Here is an 18045-nt window from a genome sequence, read left to right as displayed (position 1 = left end):
CCCTCGGCGTCGGCGGTCACATACAGCGACCGTAACTGGCCGGCGAACGGGGTGACCGCGACGGCGAAGATCGCGGCCGCGGCGACCAGCGTGCCGAGGGCGAACCGCCGGCGTGCGCGCCGACGACGGCCCGCGCGCCAGGCGCGCGGGCCGAGATCGGGCGGCGCGACGTGTGCTGCGACATCGGTAACGAGGTCGTCAAGGGCGTCGCGCAGCGGGGCGTTCATGGGGTCTCCACTGGGCTGGGTCGGTCGAACGTCTCGGCCAGGTGAGGTGCCACGGCGCGCAGCCGGCTCAGGGCATGGCGGGTCTGGGACTTCACCGTGTTGACCGAGCAGCCGAGCAGATCAGCGGTTTGCACCTCGGTGTGGTCCTCGTAAAACCGCAGCACGAGCACCGCGCGTTGGCGCGGGGTCAGGCGAGCGAGCGCGTCGCGAAGGACGAGTCGTCGCGCGATGATCTCGGCGTCGTCACTCGGGCTCTGAAGCTCGGGCCGCTCCGCCACGGCAGCGGTAGCCGCCGCATGCCGGCGGCGGTGTCGCCAGCCGTCGATCGCACGCGTGTAGAGCATGCGACGCACGTACGGCTCCGGATCGCCGCCACGCACGACCGCCCACCATCGCTCGGCCACCCGCGCGAGCGTGTCCTGCAACAGGTCCTCCGCGAGGTGACGGTCGCCGGTCAACAGGTACGCGGTACGTGCGAGCGCGGCCGACCGCTGTCTCACGAATACCTCGAAGTCATCCACCAGCACCTCCTTGCACCTACACGCTCGCGGACGCTATCTCGGGTGGAGGTACGGCGACCGCGGTCGCGGCGCCCGGCCGACGCACCGTTTCTCACTCCGCGAAGACGGCGCGGCGCAGGGATGGGACTTTGCCGCACAGCTGGAAGAACATCCGCGCGGTCGCCCGGATCACATGGCTGCGCAAGGTGGCCAGGTGCAGGTACATGGTCGCGGCCCGCACCGCGCCGAAGCCGTGCTTCAGCATCGCGCGCTCGTACTCGGCGATGGCGGGAAGTAGCTCCCACTCACCTCGACTTACTGTGATCAACGCGCGGCGCAGCGCGTTGGCGTCGTATAGCGCGGCGTTGCCGCCGAGCCCGCCGACCGGTGGCATGTAGTGGATCGCGTCGCCGAGGAGGGTCACGTTCGTGGTGGCCCAGGGTTTCACCCGCGCGGCGGCGGCGAAGTCGAACCGCTCGACGGTGTCCGGGGGCGTCTGAGAGATCAGTTCGCGCAGGTCGGGATGCCAGCCCGCCAGGCGGGACACGACGAGGTCGCGCAGCCGTTGGCCGTGCTTGCCGGTCGCCTCGGCGGGCAGTGCACGCCGGTGGGCGACGTAGGCCCACATGACGTAGTCGTCGTCTTTCGTGTCCTGGACGACGAGATCCGGGTCCAGGCCGGCGGCCCGCAACTGGTCGCCGACGCGCGCTTCGATGGCGTCGCCACCTTCCCGACGCCGGAACACCGCGGTGAACAGGAAGTCCCGCTTCGGCAGGATCATGTTCTTGGTGCTGGTCATCTCCTCGGGCAGCCAAGCCGTCCTGTCGTCGAGCCGGAGCTTGCCGCCAATGCCGACGCCGGGTGCGTTGCGCTGCTTGGCATGCGGCAGGAGCTGCCGCCGCACCCGTGAGCGGGCGCCGTCAGCGCCGACCAGTAGGTCGCCGGTTGCGCAGGTGCCGTCGGCGAAGAAGGCGGTGACCGTGCCGTCGGCGTTCTGTCGGTAGCGGGTGAACTCCTTGCCGAAGTGGACTATGCCGTCCAGGCCGGCGAGCAGCAGCCGGCGCAACGTGATCCGGCTGACCGCGTGTGTCCGTTCGGACCGGGAAAGCCCCGCAGGCGGGTCGTCCTCCCGCATCAGCAGCCGCAGGCGCTCAGTGAACACTCCCATGCCGGGCCCGGGATCCCCTGCGGTGGCCACCAGGATCTCCCAAAGGTGCGCGGGAAGGCAGTCATGTAGCGCCCGACTACCCACCGGCTCGATGTTGAGCCGGTACCCCTGCAACCGCGCATCGGGCGCGGCATCACGTTCGTAGACCACGACGCTGATCCCGGCGGCGTGCAGGCCCTGCGCGAGACACAAGCCGCCGATGCCGCCGCCCGCGATGATCACCCGGAGCGGGCTTGTGGACATAACATGTCCCTTCCAGTAGTCAGGCGGGGATCAGGAGTCGGTCAAGAAGCCCGAGGACATCACCGGCGCGGTCGGCGGTCAGGCTCGCGCCCTTGACTGCGGCGATGATCAGCTCGGCCCCCGTGGCCGGATCGACACCTGGTGCCAGCGCGCCGTCCGCGGCGGCACCGGCCAGCAGCGCGCGCAGTGAGTTCCGCCAGCCCTCCTCGCGGCTGGCAATGATCTCCCGCAGCTCGGGGTCGCGCCGCGCACGCAGGTCCAGCTCGCGCAACACCACGTGCAGCTCGGGTTGGTCGACGATCTCTTGGCAGAGGGTGGCGAGGTGGCCGCGAAGGCGGTCGACCGGGCTGCCGACCGGCGGCGTGGTCGACCAGAACTGCCGGGTGGCGTGGTCCACGACCGCCACCACCAGCTCCTGCTTGGTGGGGAAGTGGTGATGGATCGTCGAGTGGTCGATGCCCACCTCACCGGCCACGTCCCGCATCCGCAAGCCCTCGAATCCCCCCGCGGCCAAGCGCTGGTAGGCCGCACGCACCAAGGCGTCCCGGCGCTCCGGACCGGCCGGCGGTCTGCCTCGTCGCGCCGCCGCCATACACGCTCCTTAATCAACCAAGCAGTTGGTGGATTAATAGCAGGCGCGTCAGCACGGAGTCAATCCCGGTGTGGTGGCTGCGTGTCGCGTTGAGAATCGTTGCCGGAGTGATGTAAGGATCACCGTCAACGCGCCGGCTGCCCATCGAACACCGGGCCGCGCACCTGATCAACGCGGCGCGCGCCTACCTCCAGACCGACGACCCCGCCAACGCGGCTCGGATGCTGGTGCAGGCCGACGGCATCGCGCCCGCTGAGGTACGGCACCGGCCATCGGCCCGGGAGGTGGTCGCACGGGTAACCCGCGACCCGGACGCCCCGGCGACGATCACCCAGCTCGCCATCACCCTCGGGGTGGCCTGAGCATGACCGCGCCCGCTCTTGTCCCTGGCCCAGATCCGCGACCGGCTGTCGCTTGCCGCCCGCAACCTGACCAGCCACGCGGGTGGGAGGTCGCGCTGGCGGGAGGTGGCTAGCCTCCAGGTGTGCACCGCTTGGAGATCCGCGCTGTTGTGCCGTGCCCACGCGTCTTCATCGATGGCACCGATCCGGCGACCGGGGAAACGGTACGGACAACCATTTACAGCGGCTACGTCGCCCTCGTCCAGCGTCCCGGGTTTTGGATCGGCACCGTTGACGAGCTTGAGCAGGTGTCGTTCTTCCTGCCGGACAGCGCACCGTACTCGCAACCGCCCGCTGCTCTCGGGGTGGAGCTGGGCCTCCGCCGGTTCAAGAGCACCAGTCATAGCAGCCTCAGTCAGGTTCACTTCGGGGCGTGTGATGAACGGGCGGCGGTGGCGCCTGATCCGCGAGGTGGCGACAACCAGTGGCTACACCTCACCTTCCACACGCCGGTGGCTTTCCACGCACTCGTAGAGATCAACTACCGGGTGACCGTCCAGTCACGGTGAGGGAAGCCGCGTCGAGACGAGCCGGAACCGCTCCAACACGGCTGGCGTATCGTCGTCGACGGTGAAGCCGGGATTGCCCAGCCACCCTCGGTAGTCCGTCCCGTGCCAGAACTCCTCGTGGCCAGCTCGCCAGGCGGCGACCGAGTCATGCCCCTCGCCCTCATCCCGGGCGTGGTCAAGGTCCACGTCGCCGAGCCGGCAGACCCGCACCTCGGTCAGTTCAATCACGGCCACCCGGTGACCGGCAGAATCGACCACCGCCGCTCGGGCACCCGCGACCGGTAGTGGTTCGCCTTCGATCTCGTAGTCTTGGAGCAGGCCTGTCGTGGTGGTCTTGGTCCCATCGAGCACGGCAGCGACCAGCTTGTCGCGCAGCGGACCAGGGAAGGCGAACTCGAACGTGGGCAGATCCGCGGTCACCGGAGAAGGCTAACGAAGGTCCGTGATCCAGCGCACTCCGGTCCTCGTCGATCAGCCGGTGAGGCCGCGGTGGGCGGCCCACAGCGCGCCGGCGCGGATGGCGGCCTCGTTGACCAGCGCCACCAGCTCGGGCCGGTCGGGCACGGGGAAGGAGACGTACGTGCCGCGGCCACCAGCGGTCGGCCGGCCGTACGCCTTCGCCGCGAGGCGCCCGTCCGGGAGCAGCCGGACGTTGAGTGTGGTCAGCGTGAACTCCTCACCGCGTCGGGTGTCGGTCCAGCGGAGCCCGTCCGGGATGGTGACGTTGATGGCCAGGGCGCTCACCTCAAGGGCGATGTCACTACTCATCGACACAGGTTCTCACGAGGCCGACGCCGGAAGGATGTCGTGGGGCCCGCCTATGCTGGCCGTCCACCAACCACGGGAGGCGGGCGTGCCCGTACGGCTCACCGGCGCGGAGGCGCTGGCACTGCGGATGGCCAGCCTGCTGCTGCGGCCCCACCCGCACGCCCGCCCCGACACCGTGGCCGAGGTCGTCGAATGGTTCGGCGCCATGCAGGCCCAGGACGCCGCGAGCGGCCTCTGGTCGCTCGGCGTACGCCTGCCGGGGCGCACCCTGGCCGACGTGCAGGCGGCGCTGGAGCGGCGGGAAGCGCTGCGGACCTGGCCCATGCGCGGCACCGTCCACCTGGTGCCGTCCCGGGACGCCCGCTGGATGCTGGCGGTGACCGGCGTACGCACGCTGACCGCCGCCGCCACCCGCCGCGCCCAGCTCGGCCTCACCGAAGCCGACGCGGACCGGGCCGCCGACGTGCTCGGCGGCCCGCTGGCCGGCGGCGGCCGGCTCACCCGCGCCCAGTGCCTGGCCACGCTCAACGCCGCCGGCATCGACACCGTCGGGCAGCGCGGCTACCACCTGCTCTTGTACGCGGCCCTGCGCGGCGTCGTCTGCATCGCCCCGCACATCGGCACCGAGCAGACGTTCGCCCTGCTCGACGAGTGGGTGCCCGACCCGCACCGCCCCGACCGCGACGAGGCGCTCGGCCTGCTCGCCGCGCGCTACGTGCGCAGCCACGGCCCGGTCACCCGGCACGACTTCGCCCGCTGGACCGGTCTGACCGTCGCCGACGCCAAACGGGGCATCGCGGTGGCCGGCGACGCCCTCGCCGCCGTCGAGGTCGACGGCACCGAGGCTCTGGTCGACGCGGCCCTGCTCGACGCGCCCCGCGAGCCGATCGACGACGTGCACACGCTCCCCGGCTTCGACGAGTATCTGCTCGGCTTCAAGGACCGCACCCTGATGCTCGACCCGGCGCACGCGGCGGCCGTCGTGCCCGGCGGCAACGGCGTCTTCCAGTCGACCGTGGTGCACGGTGGCCGGGTGGTCGGCACCTGGAGGCGGACGATCGGCAAGAACGCCGTCGCGGTGACCGTGCACCCGCTGGCCCCGTTCGACGCCGCGCTCCAGTCCCGCGTGGAAGCGGCCCTGGCCGAGTACGCCCGCTACCTCGGTCTACCTCTGCGTCTCTGAGGATCTTCAGGTGGTGGCGTTGGCCGCGCTCCTGATGAGGTCGGTGACGAGGTCCGGGTGGCTGATCATGGCGAGGGATGCGGCGACCTGCACCGTGCGGGAGCCGGCGCTAGCAACCGTCCATGTAAGACGATCAGCGAGGGGAGGGAGCGGCGTTTCCTCCCGGCCCTAAACGGCCGGGTATCCACGCCGCAATTCTGATGAGGGCGCGGGCCCAGGGCCCCGGCAAGGGGCCCTGGGCGTACCCCATGTCAGATCTCATTTCTTCAGGCACGGATGGGCGGTCGCGGTTTCCCCAACCACACGCTGCGCTTCCTCGTAGGCCACGCAGTGCACCGCACCCAGGTCGTTCAGTTCCCGCTGTTGCGCGGCCGGCAGGGCGTACGCCCTGGCCCGGCGCAGCGCGAGCTCGGCGGACGGCACATGGGCACGTAAGGCACATTCTCCGTCGGCGGTGGCCACTGCGACTTCCCGTCGTCGCAGGGCGGCAGATTCGCCATGCTGCTGGTAGGCGTTCGACAGATCGTCGACCGCGGCCTCTGGTTTGGGGTACGGGTAACCCGCCGCGGCCATGCACGAGACCCAGCGGGAACGGGCCTCCGCCAGTTCCGGGGCATCGGTGGTCTGCGCCCTGAGCTTGTTGCCGACAACCTGAGGGATGGCGTCGACGCGGGCCCAACGCCGGACGTCGGTGTAGAGGGCCGCCCGGCTCTCGGCCACGCACCCACTTGCCGGATAGGAGAGGACGTTGCCGTTGGGCAGCTTCAAGTCCTGGTAGTGCCGGGTATCGCCGAACAGGGCGGTCTGGAACGCCGGCTGAGTGTCGTTCGGCCCGGCCTTCGGCGGCCTCGCTCCACCGGTCAACCCGAAGCCCTCTGCGCGACGCCGGGGGAGGTCAACCGCGCGTTCCTCGTCTGACGTGGTGATCGGCGGTGAGGTGATCGGCCAGTAGACCTGCCCACGCGCAGTCATGCACCGCTCGACCAGTTTCTCCTCAGCCATGTCCAGCACCCGTTTACGCGCCGGGTAGTCGCCGGAGGTGGTGAGCAGGTCCAGCGCGTCGGCGCTGAGTCCTGACTCCTGGACGCCGGTGGTGCCCGCCCGCGGGGCGCAGGCGCTCCCGCAGACGAGCACCAGGAGACCGACGGCCACGGACAGCATCCGGGACATCGACTGTCGAACCGTCAGCACCACTTGTGCGAGCTGATCTTGTCGTTCGGGCTGGTCCCGTCGCTCCACTTGTCCAAGGCCAGGTTCGCGAGGTAGCTGCCGCGCGGCAACTGGTAGTAGAAGGCGCCGGTGTAGTTGGTGCCGTCGTAGAAGGTGACGGCGCAGTTCTGCCCGTTGTTGAAGACCGACGACACGCAGTTGGACCAGGTGCCCGACGGGCAGGTGCCGTGACCGTAGTTGGCGTAGTTGGCCTCGTTGTTCTGCCACTTGCCCGGACCGTCGTTGAAGTCGGAGTTGACCCACACGCAGAAGTAGCTCGCCGGGCATCCCGCATACCGGTCACCGGCGGACGCGGGCGCCGCCAGGCCGACCAGCGCCAACACCACGCCCGCTGCTGCCGCCGCGGATCGTTGCAGCACCTTCTTCATGATCTCCCTCTCTTCTCGCCGGATTGATCGTCGGTGTTCGACCAACCGATGCGTGGCTACAGGGTCGCCAGTGGTGCTGGGTCAACGCCTTGTCGAATTCTTGTGCATCGATGTGATGTAGGGCGTTGGCGATGGCGATGACGCGGGACCGAAGCCGCATCCGCAGGGCTTCGCACTTGTGTCAAGTTTTGGCGCGCCCCACAGCGTCGCTCGCAGCACCGACCCGACCTCATAAGATTCTCGTCGATCGATGCGTTGGTGGAGTGGGTGGCGACGGAGTGCCGCATGAGGGGGCGATGTGGTCGAGTTTCGGGTGCTGGGACCGGTCGAGGTCTGGGCCGACGGACGCAGGCTGCCGGCCGGACAGCCGCAACAGCGGGCAGTGCTGGCGGCACTACTGGTGGACGCCGGGCAGCCGGTGACGCCGCAGACCCTGGTGGACCGGGTGTGGGGAGACACGCCGCCGCAGGGAGCCCGGCAGTCGCTGCACGCGCACATCGCGCGGATACGACGACTGCTGCGGCTCACGGGCGAGGGTTCCGGTGCTCCGTCCCGACTGCTGCTGCGCCCCGGCGGGTACGTGCTGGACATCGACGCCGAGCACGTCGATATGCAACGGTTCCGCGGCCTGCTCCGCCAGTCCCGCGAGCCGGAATGCCCCGACCCGCACCGGGTGCTGTTGCTGCGGGAGGCACTCACGCTGTGGCGAGGCGAGCCGTTGGCCGGACTACCCGGGTCGTGGGCCGCGCGGATCCGGGAGAGCTGGTGGCAGCAGTACCCGGACGCGGCCGTCGCGTGGGCGCACGCAGAGTTGCGGGTGGCCAACCCTGAACCGGTGATCAGTCGCCTCTCCGAACTGGTCGGCGAGTATCCGCTCGTGGAGTCCCTGGCCGCCGTGTTGATGCGCGCGCTGTACGCCGCCGGGCGAGGGCCCGACGCCCTGGGGCAGTACGCAAGGATCCGCAGCCGGCTCGCCGACGAACTCGGCGTCGATCCCGGGCCTGAACTGCAGGCGTTACATCAGGCGATCCTGCGTGGCGACATGGAGGCACCACGCGACCGAGACGCGCGACCGGCAGCCGGACGACAGCCCGTGCCAGCTCAGCTGCCCGCAGACGTATCGGGGTTCACCGGTCGCGCCGCGCACCTGGCGCACCTCGACGCCCTGCTGCCGGGACGATCCGGGCAGGCGTCAACGGCGATGCGGATCGTCGTGGTGTCCGGAACCGCAGGGGTCGGCAAGACGGCGCTGGCAGTGCACTGGGCACACTCTGCCGCCAGCCGATTCCCCGACGGGCATCTGTACGTGAATCTGCGCGGCTTTGACCCCGCCGACCAGGTGATAGGCCCCGCCGAAGCGGTGCACGGCTTTCTGGGCGCCCTCGGCGTGGCACCCGAACGCATCCCGGCCCAACTGGACGCGCAAGCCGCGTTGTATCGCAGCCTGCTCGCCGACAAGAGCATGCTCATATTGCTGGACAACGCCCGAGACGCAGAGCAGGTCCGCCCGCTGCTACCCGGCGCGGCCGGGTGTTTGGTCGTCGTGACCAGCCGCAACGCGTTGGTCGGCCTGATCGCTGCCGAGGGCGCCGTACCGGTAAGGCTGGACCAACTGGCGTATACCGAAGCGCGGGATCTGATGGCGGGCCGCCTGGGTGAGGCTCGGGTTTCGGCCGAACCCCACGCCACCGACGAGATGATCACCTCGTGTTCGCGCCTCCCCTTGGCGCTGTCTGTGGTGACCGCCCGCGCGGCCACCTGCCCTGGGCACACCCTGTCGACACTGGCCAGGGAGCTACGCGAGGCACGGGACAGCCTCGACGCCTTCGCCGGCAGCGATCCGACCACCAACGTACGCGCGGTCTTCTCCTGGTCCTACCATGCGCTCAGCACCCCTGCGGCTCGGTTGTTCCGGCTGGTGGGGTTACACCCCGGCACCGATATCACCGTGCCTGCCGCGGCGAGCATGATGGGCATACCGATACGGCAAGCGCGGGCGTTACTCACCGAACTGGTCAACAACAACCTCCTCACCGAAAACGCCGCCGGCCGGTACGGTGCTCACGACCTGCTACGCACATACGCCGTCGAACTGGTCGCCAGCCTCGACACTCAGGCAGAACGTGAAAGCGCGGAGCAACGGATTCTTGACCACTACCTGTACACCGCCCAATCCGCCGCCCGGATGCTGGAGCCATCCCGGGAGACGCTCACCCTTGCCGCCCCCTGCGCCGGCGTCGCACCGGTGGTCTTCACCAGTCCCGCAGAGGCTATGGCCTGGTTCGTCGCCGAGCACCGCGCCTTGCTGACGGCAATACAGCGGACCGCCGACACCCGATTCGGGGCCTACACCTGGAAACTGGCCTGGACACTCAACACCTACTTCAGCCGGCAAGGGCACTGGCACGACCAAGCGAGCATTCAACACATCGCGCTGGAAACCGCGCAGCGTTTCGGCGACAGAAGCGGGCAAGCGCACGCCCACGCTGGTCTTGCCCGAGCATATTCCCGGCTACACCGACACGACGACGTCCAAACCCACCTCCGGGCAGCCCTTGCCCTCCACCGTGAACTCGGCAATCTGGTAGGGCAGGCACGCGCCCATCACGGCTTGGGGTTCAGTCTCTCCCACCGTAGTCGCCACCAGGAGGCCCTGGGTCACATCCAGGAGGCGATCGACCTGTTTACCGAGGCCGGGCACAAAACCGGGTACGCGGAATCACTCAACGCCCTCGGTTGGAGTCACGCCCTTCTCGGCAACTATCACCAGGCCCTCGGCTACTGCCAGCAGGCCCTGACGCTGATGTGCGAACTCGGCGATCGCCACGGCCAAGCCAACACCTGGGACAGCCTCGGCTACGTTCACCACCGTCTCGGCCACCACAACCAGGCCATCGACTGCTATCACCGGGCCCTGCACCTGTTCCGCCAGACCGGCGAGCGATATCTGCAGGCCGAAACCCTCGCCCGTCTCGGCGACGCCTGTCTCGCCGCTGGCGAGTCTGAATCTGCCGGGTCCGCCTGGACCCACGCCCTACAGATATTGGCGGATCTCGACCACCCCGATGCCTGCCGTCTCCGTGCCAAACTCCACGAGACCGCCTCGTTTTAGTCTCGCTATTCGGCCAGGCCCGGCTGCGGGTCGAGGGTTGCCGGGAGCCGCAGCTTCGGCCAACGCTGGTCAGGACGGAAGTCCGTGTAGGTGCCGTCGAAGGGAAAATCGCCTGCAGTAATCAGCTTGATGAGCCGTTCTGCCTCGGCGCGGACGCTGTCGGCCGCAGCCCTGTCGAAATAGAGCGGGTTGCCGATGCACCCGTCGAACTCGTCGACGTCCTTCCACTCCCACTGCCGGTCCGGGTCCACCACGATGTCGAGGACGAGATCGGTGGTGTCCACGCCGTCGGGCTGCCGGCGGTACGGCGTCTCGAGGTTGACATACCAGCCGTCGAAGGCACCATCGCGGAAGAACCACCACACCGAGTACGCCGCCTGCGGCGGCATGAGGACCAGAATGTCGTAAGTCTGCCAAGGCAGGACCGTCAGCTTCGGGTCACGCATCTGATCGATGGTGACCTCGTGCTGCGTCTTGCCGTCCGCATCGACGAGCGAGGCGAAGTCACTGCCGACAGGATGCCAGAGCAGCAGCCCATCCCCGTTGTCGGCGATGACGCGCATCGGCTGCACCCAAGTACACCACCGTCCGCGCAGATAGCGGCGATTGATGATCTTTCCCGGCTCGAACCGCATCGCAGCAGCGTAGCCCGCCTTGGGTCGATGCCGCCGACCCAAGCGACCGTTCGTTAGGTGGTCAAGGCAGGCGGCACCGTCGATGCTTTGCTGATCAATGCTTGCCTGAGTGAGTCGAGCAGGCCCCGGCTGAAGGGACTTTCGTCGTCCGGCGCCACAACGGTGACAAGTGACAGGCCCGCCGTGACCAGCGTCGCCGAATAGGGCTCGAAGCCGATTCCCAGCCCAAAATCGTACGGATCCTCATGGAGCTGAACCTCGATCGCCGGCTGCGGAGACGGCCGGTAGAGCACCGCGAACGGGCCCTCGCCGCCGTCCATGAGCGAGTAGCCGACATCGTCCCAGCGCTCCTTCATCACCGGGTCGCGGACCACGTACACCTCTCCCCTGCCCGCCGGCACCAGGTCACGCATGCTCGACCATGGAGCGAACGGTCCGAGGGTCGATCCGCCCAGCGCGACCAACATTTCCGGCCAATTGCGAGACAGACCGTCCAGCATCGCGCGGACGCCGGCATCGACCGGCGCCCCGGTGATGAAAACGGTGTCGTATCCGGTGATCACCTTGCGCTCCACGCGGCTGTCGGTGCAGGGCCCGCCCTTCGTGCACGGAGTATAGGCAAAGGTCGCTGCCGGCCACGTCCGATCCATCTTGGACACCGGCCCCCGGAGCGGCAATGATCCGAGGCCAACGGCACGAGCGACGGGAGCGGACGATGACGGCAGCGACGGACGTAGTGGTGGTCGGCGGCGGGGTCATCGGCATGACGGCGGCGGTCACCCTCCAGCAGCGGGGAGCGCGGGTGACTGTGCTGGCCGCCGACGACCCGACGGACACGGTGTCCACGGTGGCGGCCGCGGTCTGGTACCCGAGCCACGCCGACGAGGACCCGCGGGTGCTGCGCTGGGCGGCCCAGACGCACACGGAGTTGAGCCGCCAGGCGGCGGAGGGCGTGCCGGGGGTGGTCGATCGGCCGACCCGGATGCTGCTGCGCCACCCGTACGCCGGCCCGCCGTGGTGGGCGGCGGCGTGTGGGGACCTGGTGGCCGAGCCGGCGGAGTCGCCGTACACGGCGCTGCTACGGTTCACCGCGCCGACGGTGGAGATGACGCCGTACCTGGCCTGGCTGAGGCAGCGGCTGCAGGCGGGCGGCGGGCGGTTGCTGCGCCGCCGGGTGGGGCGGCTCGCGGATGCGTTCGAGACCGCTCCGGTGGTGGTCAACGCGACGGGGCTGGCTGCGGGCCGGCTCGCCGCCGATTCGGCCGTGCACCCGGTGCGTGGGCATCTGGTGCTGGTGGCGAATCCGGGGCTGACCGTCTCGGTGCGCGACGAGGACGATCCGGCCGGGATCACGTACGTGCACCCGCGCCGGCACGACGTGGTGCTCGGCGGCACGTACCAGCCGGGGGTGGGGCACACTGCGCCCGACCCGGACACGGCGGCGGCGATCCGGCGTCGCTGCGTCGCGCTGGTGCCGGAGTTGGCCGACGCGCCGGTGCTCGGCGAGCGGATCGGGTTGCGTCCGGCTCGGCACGGCGGCCCCCGGGTCGAGCTGGATCCGGCCCCGGCGGGCCCGTCGGGCGGTCGGCTGATGCACGCGTACGGCCATGGTGGGGCGGGGGTCACCCTGTCCTGGGGGTGCGCCGCCGAGGTGGCGGACCTCGCTCTGGGCGGCTGACCGCTCAGCCGCAAGGTCCGTCATGCCGGGACGCGTGACGACGTCGGGCGCGGGCGAGGTCGGTTGGGGTGTCCACGTCGGCGGGTGAGCCGTCGCAGGGCACCCGGGTCACCAGGTCGGCCCGGGCGCGGAGGAAGTCGCGGGCGCCTCGGTCCCCCGTCGCGTGCGGCGCGAGCAGCGGCCAGGTGGCGCGGCTGAGCAGCACGGGGTGGCCGGGCCGGCCGGCGTAGGTGGCCACGGCGACGGCGGCGCCTGCCGTGTACGCCGCGCGTACCCGCCGCACTGCCGTCGGGGTCAGCCAGGGCTGGTCGACGAGCACCACGACGACCGCGTCGGCGGTGTCCGGCAGGGAGTCCAGGCCGCGCAGCAGTGAGCTGCCGAGGCCGTCGCGCCAGCGCGGGTTGGGTACCGGGACGGTGTCGGGCAGCGGGGGTAGCCGGCGGGCGCCCGCGCCGATCACGACGTGCAGCGGGTGGCAGCCGCCCGAGCGCAGCAGCCGGACGGCCCGTTGGACGAGTGGCTCGCCGTCCCATTCGAGGAGCGCTTTGGGCTGGCCGAGCCGGCGTCCGGCCCCGGCGGCGAGTAGCAGCCCGGCCACGGTCATCGGGCGGCCACGGCGGGCAGGCTGGTCGGGTGGGGAGCGTGGATCGGGCCGGTCAGCCCGGACAGTGGCCGGCCGGTGCCGCCGTGGCGCCAGGCGATCACCTCCGCGGCGATGGCCAGCGCGGTTTCGGTGGGGCTGCGTCCGCCGAGGTCGAGGCCGGCCGGTGCGCGTAGCCGGGCCAGGTGCGCTTCGGGGATCCCGTCGGCGCGCAGCCGGGCCAGGCGGGCCTGGTGCGCCGGGCGGCTGCCGAGCACCGCGAGGTAGCCGGCCGGGGTGGACAGGGCGGTGCGCAGTAGCGGGATCTCGTAGCGGGGGTCGTGGCCGAGGAGGCAGAGCACCGTGTCGGGGGTGGTCGGGGTGGCGGCCAGCAGGCGGTGTGGCCAGGCGCGGTGTACCTCGTGGGCGTCGGGTAGGCGGGCGATGGTGGCGAATGCGGGTCGGGGGTCGCAGGCGATGACCCGGTAGCCGAGGTCCGCGCCGATCCGGGCGAGTGCTGCGGCGACGGTGGTGGCGCCGAACAGGAGCATTCGTGGTGCGGCCGGTGCCACTTGGAACAGGATCCGCACGCCGGGGCGTTGGCCGTGGCGCAGCACGGTGGCGCCGGCCGGCAGCTTGGCCGCCTGGTCGGCGGCCCATCGGTCGAGGCTGGCAGCGCCGAGGGTGCCTTCGGTGCGGTCGTGCCGGATCAGCAGTTCGGCGGCGAGTGGTGCGCGGCCGCCCACCGTGGTCGCGACGGTGACCGGGTCGGGGCCGGCGAGTGCGGCGAGGGCGCGTGCGGTGGGGTCGTCGGCGGTCACCCGGCGCAGCAGGACCTCGACGGTCCCGGCGCAGCCGGGTCGGGCCGGCCAGGGGCCGTCGTCGCCGACGGGATAGCGGGCCAGCCGGGTCCGGCCGGTGCGCAGGGTCTCCGTCGTCGCGTCGAGCACCGCCGACTCGACGCAGCCGGCCGGGATGCCTCCGCGTACGTCGCCGGTGGGGTCGACGGCGAGCAGGTCGCCGGGGCCGGTGACGCTGCCCGCGCTGCTGGCCACCACGGTCGCCAGTCCGAAGGGGATCCTTCGCCGTTGCCAGTCGTGGGCCGCGGCCAGGACCTCGCGCATGCCGCTCCACCGATCGTTTCGGGCTTCTGCCCGGATTTGCGGGCGTATGTCGCGGTCAACGGTAGTCTGACGCGGTGCGCAGCGGGAGGCAGAGCGGGAAACCAGCGGACGGCGACTGGTCGTCCCGCATCACGCTCACGGTCAACGGAGTCGAGCACGACCTGACGCTGGACAATCGGACCACCCTGCTGGACGCCCTGCGGGAACGGCTCGGCCTGACCGGCAGCAAGAAGGGCTGCGACCACGGCCAGTGCGGCTCGTGCACGGTGCTGCTCGACGGCCGGCGGGTCAAGAGCTGTCTGATCCTGGCCGTGACCCTGGACGGTCGCACGGTGGTCACCGTGGAAGGGCTCGCCGGCGCCGAGGGCCTCGCCCCGATCCAGGCCGCCTTCATCGCCCACGACGCCTTCCAGTGCGGCTACTGCACGCCCGGGCAGCTGTGCTCCGCCCAGGGCATGTTCGACGAGGTGGGCCGCGACTGGCCGAGCGCGGTGACCGAAGACCTGACCGCGCCCGTGCAGCTCACCGACCCGGAGATCCGGGAACGGATGAGCGGCAACCTGTGCCGCTGCGCGGCGTACCCGAACATCGTGGCCGCGGTCCGCGAGGCGGCGGCCCGGTGAGGCCGTTCCGCTACCGCCGGCCCGCCGAGGTGGCCGAGGCCGTCGCCCTGCTCGACGCCGAGCCGGAGGCGGCGTACCTGGCCGGCGGCACCAACCTGGTGGACCTGATGAAACTCGGCGTGCAACGGCCGAACCTGCTGGTCGACGTGACCCGGCTGCCGCTGGACACCGTGGAGCCGCTGCCCGGCGGAGGCGTACGCATCGGCGCGAACGTGCGTAACAGCGACCTCGCCGCCCACCCGGTCATCCGACGGGACTACCCGGTGCTCACCAGGGCGCTGCTGGCCGCCGCCTCCGGTCAACTGCGCAACATGGCCACCACCGGCGGCAACCTGCTGCAACGCACCCGCTGCGGCTACTTCCAGGACACGTCCAAGGCGTGCAACAAGCGCGAGCCCGGCACCGGCTGCGCGGCACGGCACGGCCAGAACCGCGACCTGGCCGTGCTCGGCTGGTCCGAGCACTGCGTGGCCACCCACCCGTCCGACATGGCGGTCGCCCTAGTCGCGCTCGACGCCGTGGTCGAGGCGCACGCGGCGGACGGCCCCCGGGAGATCCCCCTCACCCACCTGCACCGCGAGCCCGGCGACCGGCCCGAGCAGGAGACCACCCTGCCCCGGGGCGCGCTGATCACCGCCGTACGCCTGCCGCCGTCGCCGCTGGCCCGCCGGTCGGCGTACCACAAGGCGCGCGACCGGGCGTCGTTCGCCTTCGCGACCGGCTCGGTGGCCGCCGCCCTGGACCTGTCCGGCGGTGTGGTCCGCGACGTCCGGCTGGCGTACGGGGCGGTGGCGCACCGCCCGTGGCGGGCCTACCGCGCCGAGGAGACCCTGCGCGGCCAGCCGTTCACCCCCGAACTGGCCGCCCGCGCCGCGGACGTCGAACTGGCCGCCGCCCGTCCGCTGGCACACAACGCCTTCAAGGTGCCGCTGATCCGCAACCTCACCGTACGGGCGCTGACCGAATTGGCCGGGCAGCCATGAGCGTGGGCGTGGCGCAAACCCGGTTGGAGGGCCGGGACAAGGTGACCGGAGCCGCCCGGTACGCCGTCGAGTTCCCGGCCGACGACGTGACCTACGGCTGGGCGGTGCCGGCGAGCGTCACCCGGGGCCGGATCACCCGCATCGACGCCGCGCCGGCGCTGGCCGTGCCCGGAGTGCTCGACGTGCTGCACCACGGCCACGCGCCGCGGCTGGCGCCCGGCGTCGACGCCACCCTGTTCCTGCTGCAGGACCCGAGCGTGCACTACCGGGGCGAGCTGATCGCCGTCGTGGTGGCCGAGACCCTCGAGGCGGCCCGGGAGGGCGCCCGGCTGGTCCGCATCGACTACGACGCCGAGGCGCACAGCACCGTCCTGACCGAACACCACCCGGGCCTGTACCGGCCGGACAAGGTCAACCCCGGCTACCCGCCGGACACCGCCGACGGGGACTTCGACGCCGGCTACGCCGCAGCGGAGATCCGCGTCGACGCCACCTACCGCACCCCGGCCTACCACAACAACCCGATGGAGCCGCACGCCACCACCGCCCAGTGGCAGGACGGACGGCTGCTGGTGCACGACTCCAACCAGGGCTCGTCCCCGGTGCAGGCCACCGTCGCGGAGCTGTTCGGCCTGCCCACCGAGGCGGTCCGGGTGATCACCGAACACGTCGGCGGCGGCTTCGGCAGCAAGGGGATCACCAAGGCGCCGGTGGTGCTCGCCGCGCTCGCCGCCCGGCAGGTGGGCCGGCCGGTCCGGCTCGCCCTGACCCGGCAGCAGCTCTTCGGCCCGATCGGCTACCGCACCCCCACCATCCAGCGGGTCCGGCTCGGCGCCGACATCGACGGCCGGATCAGCGCGGTCTGCCACGACGCGATCAGCCAGACCTCCACGATCCACGAGTTCGCCGAACAGACCGCCGTCTACACCCGCAGCATGTACGCCGGCCGGCACCGGCGCACCACCCACCGCCTGGTGCGGCTGGACGTGCCGACCCCGTTCTGGATGCGCGCTCCCGGCGAGTGCCCCGGCGCGTACGCGCTGGAGTCCGCGATGGACGAGCTGGCGACCGCGTGCGGCGTCGACCCGGTCGAGCTGCGGATCCGCAACGACCCCGCGGTCGATCCCGAGCAGGGACAGCCGTTCAGCAGCCGGAACCTGGTCGCCTGCCTACGTGAGGGGGCCCGCCGGTTCGGCTGGGCCGGCCGCGACCCGAGGCCCGGCGTCCGCCGCGACGGGCGGTGGCTGGTGGGCACCGGGGTCGCCGGGTCCAGCTACCCGGCCCGAGCCCGGGCCGCCGCCGCCACGGCCACCGCCGCCCCGGACGGCACCTTCGAGGTACGCATCAACGCCACCGACATCGGCACCGGCGCGCGCACCGCCCTGTGGCAGGTGGCCGCCGACGCCCTGGCGGTGCCGGGCGACCGGGTGACGATCCGGATCGGTGACAGCGCACTGCCCCCGGCCGGCGTGGCCGGCGGCTCGATGGGTACCGCATCCTGGAGCTGGGCGGTCATCCGCGCCTGCGAGGGGCTGCGCGACCGGATCCCGGCCGGCGGCACGGTGCCGGCCGAGGGGCTGACCGTTGAGGTGAGCACCGCCGACGAGATCCGGGCGCAGCCGGCCCGGCCCCGGTACGCCTACGGCGCCCACTTCGTCGAGGTGCGCGTCGACGTCGACACCGGCGAGATCCGCCTCAACCGGATGCTCGGGGTCTTCGCCGCCGGCCGGATCGTGAACCCGACCACCGCCCGCAGCCAGTTCATCGGTGGCATGACCATGGGCGTGTCGATGGCCCTGCACGAGGAGGGCCTGCTCGACGAGCGGTACGGCGACTGGGTCAACCACGACTTCGCCACCTATCACATCAGCGCCTGCGCCGACGTCGAGCGGATCGAGGCGTACTGGCTGCCGGAGGAGGACCGCGAGCTGAACCCGGCCGGGGTGAAGGGGATCGGCGAGATCGGCATCGTGGGCAGCGCCGCGGCCGTCACCAACGCGGTCCACCACGCGACCGGCATCCGGGTCCGCGACCTGCCCGTTCGGCTGGACAAGCTGCTGGACCGACTGCCCCACGCCGATTCCGCCTGACCGGCCACGCCCGTCACCTCGGCCCGCCGCA

Annotated in this window: 19 protein-coding genes; 8 read left to right on the top strand and 11 right to left on the bottom strand. The window is 71.2% G+C overall.

Annotation, left to right across the window (positions count from 1 at the left end):
• Positions 1-223 precede the first annotated feature (223 nt).
• The 3 genes from AB0C02_RS21135 to AB0C02_RS21125 all read right to left on the bottom strand — a co-directional run bounded on the left by AB0C02_RS21135 (position 224) and on the right by AB0C02_RS21125 (position 2730).
• Positions 224-748: a SigE family RNA polymerase sigma factor gene (locus tag AB0C02_RS21135; protein WP_357550389.1), complete on the bottom strand. Its 525-nt coding sequence runs from the start codon at positions 746-748 to the stop codon at positions 224-226.
• Between the two features lie 91 nt (positions 749-839).
• On the bottom strand, positions 840-2138 hold the full coding sequence (locus AB0C02_RS21130) for an NAD(P)/FAD-dependent oxidoreductase (protein ID WP_357550385.1): 1299 nt from the start codon (positions 2136-2138) through the stop codon (positions 840-842).
• Between the two features lie 19 nt (positions 2139-2157).
• Positions 2158-2730: a TetR/AcrR family transcriptional regulator gene (locus AB0C02_RS21125; RefSeq protein ID WP_357550382.1), complete on the bottom strand. Its 573-nt coding sequence runs from the start codon at positions 2728-2730 to the stop codon at positions 2158-2160.
• 221 nt (positions 2731-2951) lie between these two features.
• On the opposite strand from AB0C02_RS21125, the gene AB0C02_RS21120 reads away from it, so the two are divergent.
• Positions 2952-3092, top strand: coding sequence for a hypothetical protein (locus AB0C02_RS21120; RefSeq protein WP_357550378.1), 141 nt, complete (start codon positions 2952-2954; stop codon positions 3090-3092).
• 122 nt (positions 3093-3214) lie between these two features.
• Entirely contained in the window at positions 3215-3640 is a 426-nt protein-coding gene (locus tag AB0C02_RS21115) for a hypothetical protein (protein WP_357550376.1), read from the top strand.
• On the opposite strand, the gene AB0C02_RS21110 is transcribed toward AB0C02_RS21115, so the two are convergent.
• Complete coding sequence (locus AB0C02_RS21110) at positions 3632-4060, bottom strand: ASCH domain-containing protein (protein ID WP_357550374.1); 429 nt, start codon at positions 4058-4060, stop codon at positions 3632-3634. The genes AB0C02_RS21115 and AB0C02_RS21110 overlap by 9 nt on opposite strands.
• A 51-nt stretch (positions 4061-4111) precedes the next feature.
• Positions 4112-4408: a hypothetical protein gene (locus AB0C02_RS21105; protein WP_357550372.1), complete on the bottom strand. Its 297-nt coding sequence runs from the start codon at positions 4406-4408 to the stop codon at positions 4112-4114.
• A gap of 85 nt (positions 4409-4493) precedes the next feature.
• On the opposite strand from AB0C02_RS21105, the gene AB0C02_RS21100 reads away from it, so the two are divergent.
• Positions 4494-5591 (top strand): winged helix DNA-binding domain-containing protein, encoded by a 1098-nt coding sequence (locus tag AB0C02_RS21100; RefSeq protein ID WP_357550370.1) that lies wholly within the window; start codon positions 4494-4496, stop codon positions 5589-5591.
• A 258-nt stretch (positions 5592-5849) separates the two neighbouring features.
• Here AB0C02_RS21100 and AB0C02_RS21095 read toward each other — a convergent pair whose 3' ends face one another.
• Together AB0C02_RS21095 and AB0C02_RS21090 are read right to left on the bottom strand one after the other, a co-directional pair.
• The gene (locus AB0C02_RS21095; protein WP_357550369.1) at positions 5850-6761 is read right to left on the bottom strand and encodes a hypothetical protein; all 912 of its coding nucleotides are present in this window, start codon (positions 6759-6761) and stop codon (positions 5850-5852) included.
• Between the two features lie 14 nt (positions 6762-6775).
• Positions 6776-7189, bottom strand: coding sequence for a peptidase inhibitor family I36 protein (locus tag AB0C02_RS21090; protein ID WP_357550367.1), 414 nt, complete (start codon positions 7187-7189; stop codon positions 6776-6778).
• A 298-nt stretch (positions 7190-7487) separates the two neighbouring features.
• On the opposite strand from AB0C02_RS21090, the gene AB0C02_RS21085 reads away from it, so the two are divergent.
• Positions 7488-10301 (top strand): BTAD domain-containing putative transcriptional regulator, encoded by a 2814-nt coding sequence (locus tag AB0C02_RS21085; RefSeq protein ID WP_357550365.1) that lies wholly within the window; start codon positions 7488-7490, stop codon positions 10299-10301.
• Between the two features lie 5 nt (positions 10302-10306).
• On the opposite strand, the gene AB0C02_RS21080 is transcribed toward AB0C02_RS21085, so the two are convergent.
• Both AB0C02_RS21080 and AB0C02_RS21075 read right to left on the bottom strand, forming a co-directional pair.
• Entirely contained in the window at positions 10307-10936 is a 630-nt protein-coding gene (locus AB0C02_RS21080; protein ID WP_357550362.1) for a DUF402 domain-containing protein, read from the bottom strand.
• Between the two features lie 53 nt (positions 10937-10989).
• Positions 10990-11511 carry a hypothetical protein gene (locus tag AB0C02_RS21075; protein WP_357550361.1) on the bottom strand — a complete coding sequence of 174 codons (522 nt, stop codon included), beginning with the start codon at positions 11509-11511 and terminating at the stop codon, positions 10990-10992.
• A gap of 140 nt (positions 11512-11651) precedes the next feature.
• Here AB0C02_RS21075 and AB0C02_RS21070 point away from each other — a divergent pair, with 140 nt between their 5' ends.
• On the top strand, positions 11652-12614 hold the full coding sequence (locus AB0C02_RS21070; RefSeq protein WP_357550360.1) for an FAD-dependent oxidoreductase: 963 nt from the start codon (positions 11652-11654) through the stop codon (positions 12612-12614).
• A gap of 4 nt (positions 12615-12618) precedes the next feature.
• On the opposite strand, the gene AB0C02_RS21065 is transcribed toward AB0C02_RS21070, so the two are convergent.
• Together AB0C02_RS21065 and AB0C02_RS21060 are read right to left on the bottom strand one after the other, a co-directional pair.
• Positions 12619-13218, bottom strand: coding sequence for an NTP transferase domain-containing protein (locus tag AB0C02_RS21065; RefSeq protein ID WP_357550359.1), 600 nt, complete (start codon positions 13216-13218; stop codon positions 12619-12621).
• A complete protein-coding gene (locus tag AB0C02_RS21060) occupies positions 13215-14318 on the bottom strand; it encodes an XdhC family protein (protein ID WP_357550358.1) in 1104 nt (367 codons plus the stop codon). Before AB0C02_RS21060 ends, AB0C02_RS21065 begins: the two co-directional genes overlap by 4 nt.
• A 128-nt stretch (positions 14319-14446) precedes the next feature.
• On the opposite strand from AB0C02_RS21060, the gene AB0C02_RS21055 reads away from it, so the two are divergent.
• Genes AB0C02_RS21055 through AB0C02_RS21045 form a run of 3 tightly spaced genes read left to right on the top strand, consistent with a single transcriptional unit; the run spans position 14447 to position 18014 of the window.
• On the top strand, positions 14447-14941 hold the full coding sequence (locus AB0C02_RS21055) for a 2Fe-2S iron-sulfur cluster-binding protein (protein WP_357550425.1): 495 nt from the start codon (positions 14447-14449) through the stop codon (positions 14939-14941).
• Positions 14938-15924: a xanthine dehydrogenase family protein subunit M gene (locus AB0C02_RS21050; protein WP_357550356.1), complete on the top strand. Its 987-nt coding sequence runs from the start codon at positions 14938-14940 to the stop codon at positions 15922-15924. Before AB0C02_RS21055 ends, AB0C02_RS21050 begins: the two co-directional genes overlap by 4 nt.
• 8 nt (positions 15925-15932) lie before the next feature.
• Entirely contained in the window at positions 15933-18014 is a 2082-nt protein-coding gene (locus AB0C02_RS21045) for a xanthine dehydrogenase family protein molybdopterin-binding subunit (RefSeq protein ID WP_357550354.1), read from the top strand.
• Positions 18015-18045 lie beyond the last annotated feature (31 nt).

It is taken from the genome of Micromonospora sp. NPDC048999 (assembly GCF_040649295.1).
In the GTDB taxonomy this organism is placed as follows: Bacteria; Actinomycetota; Actinomycetes; order Mycobacteriales; family Micromonosporaceae; genus Micromonospora.
The sequence above is the reverse complement of the archived record's forward strand: the minus strand, read 5'-3'. Positions and strand labels throughout refer to the sequence as shown.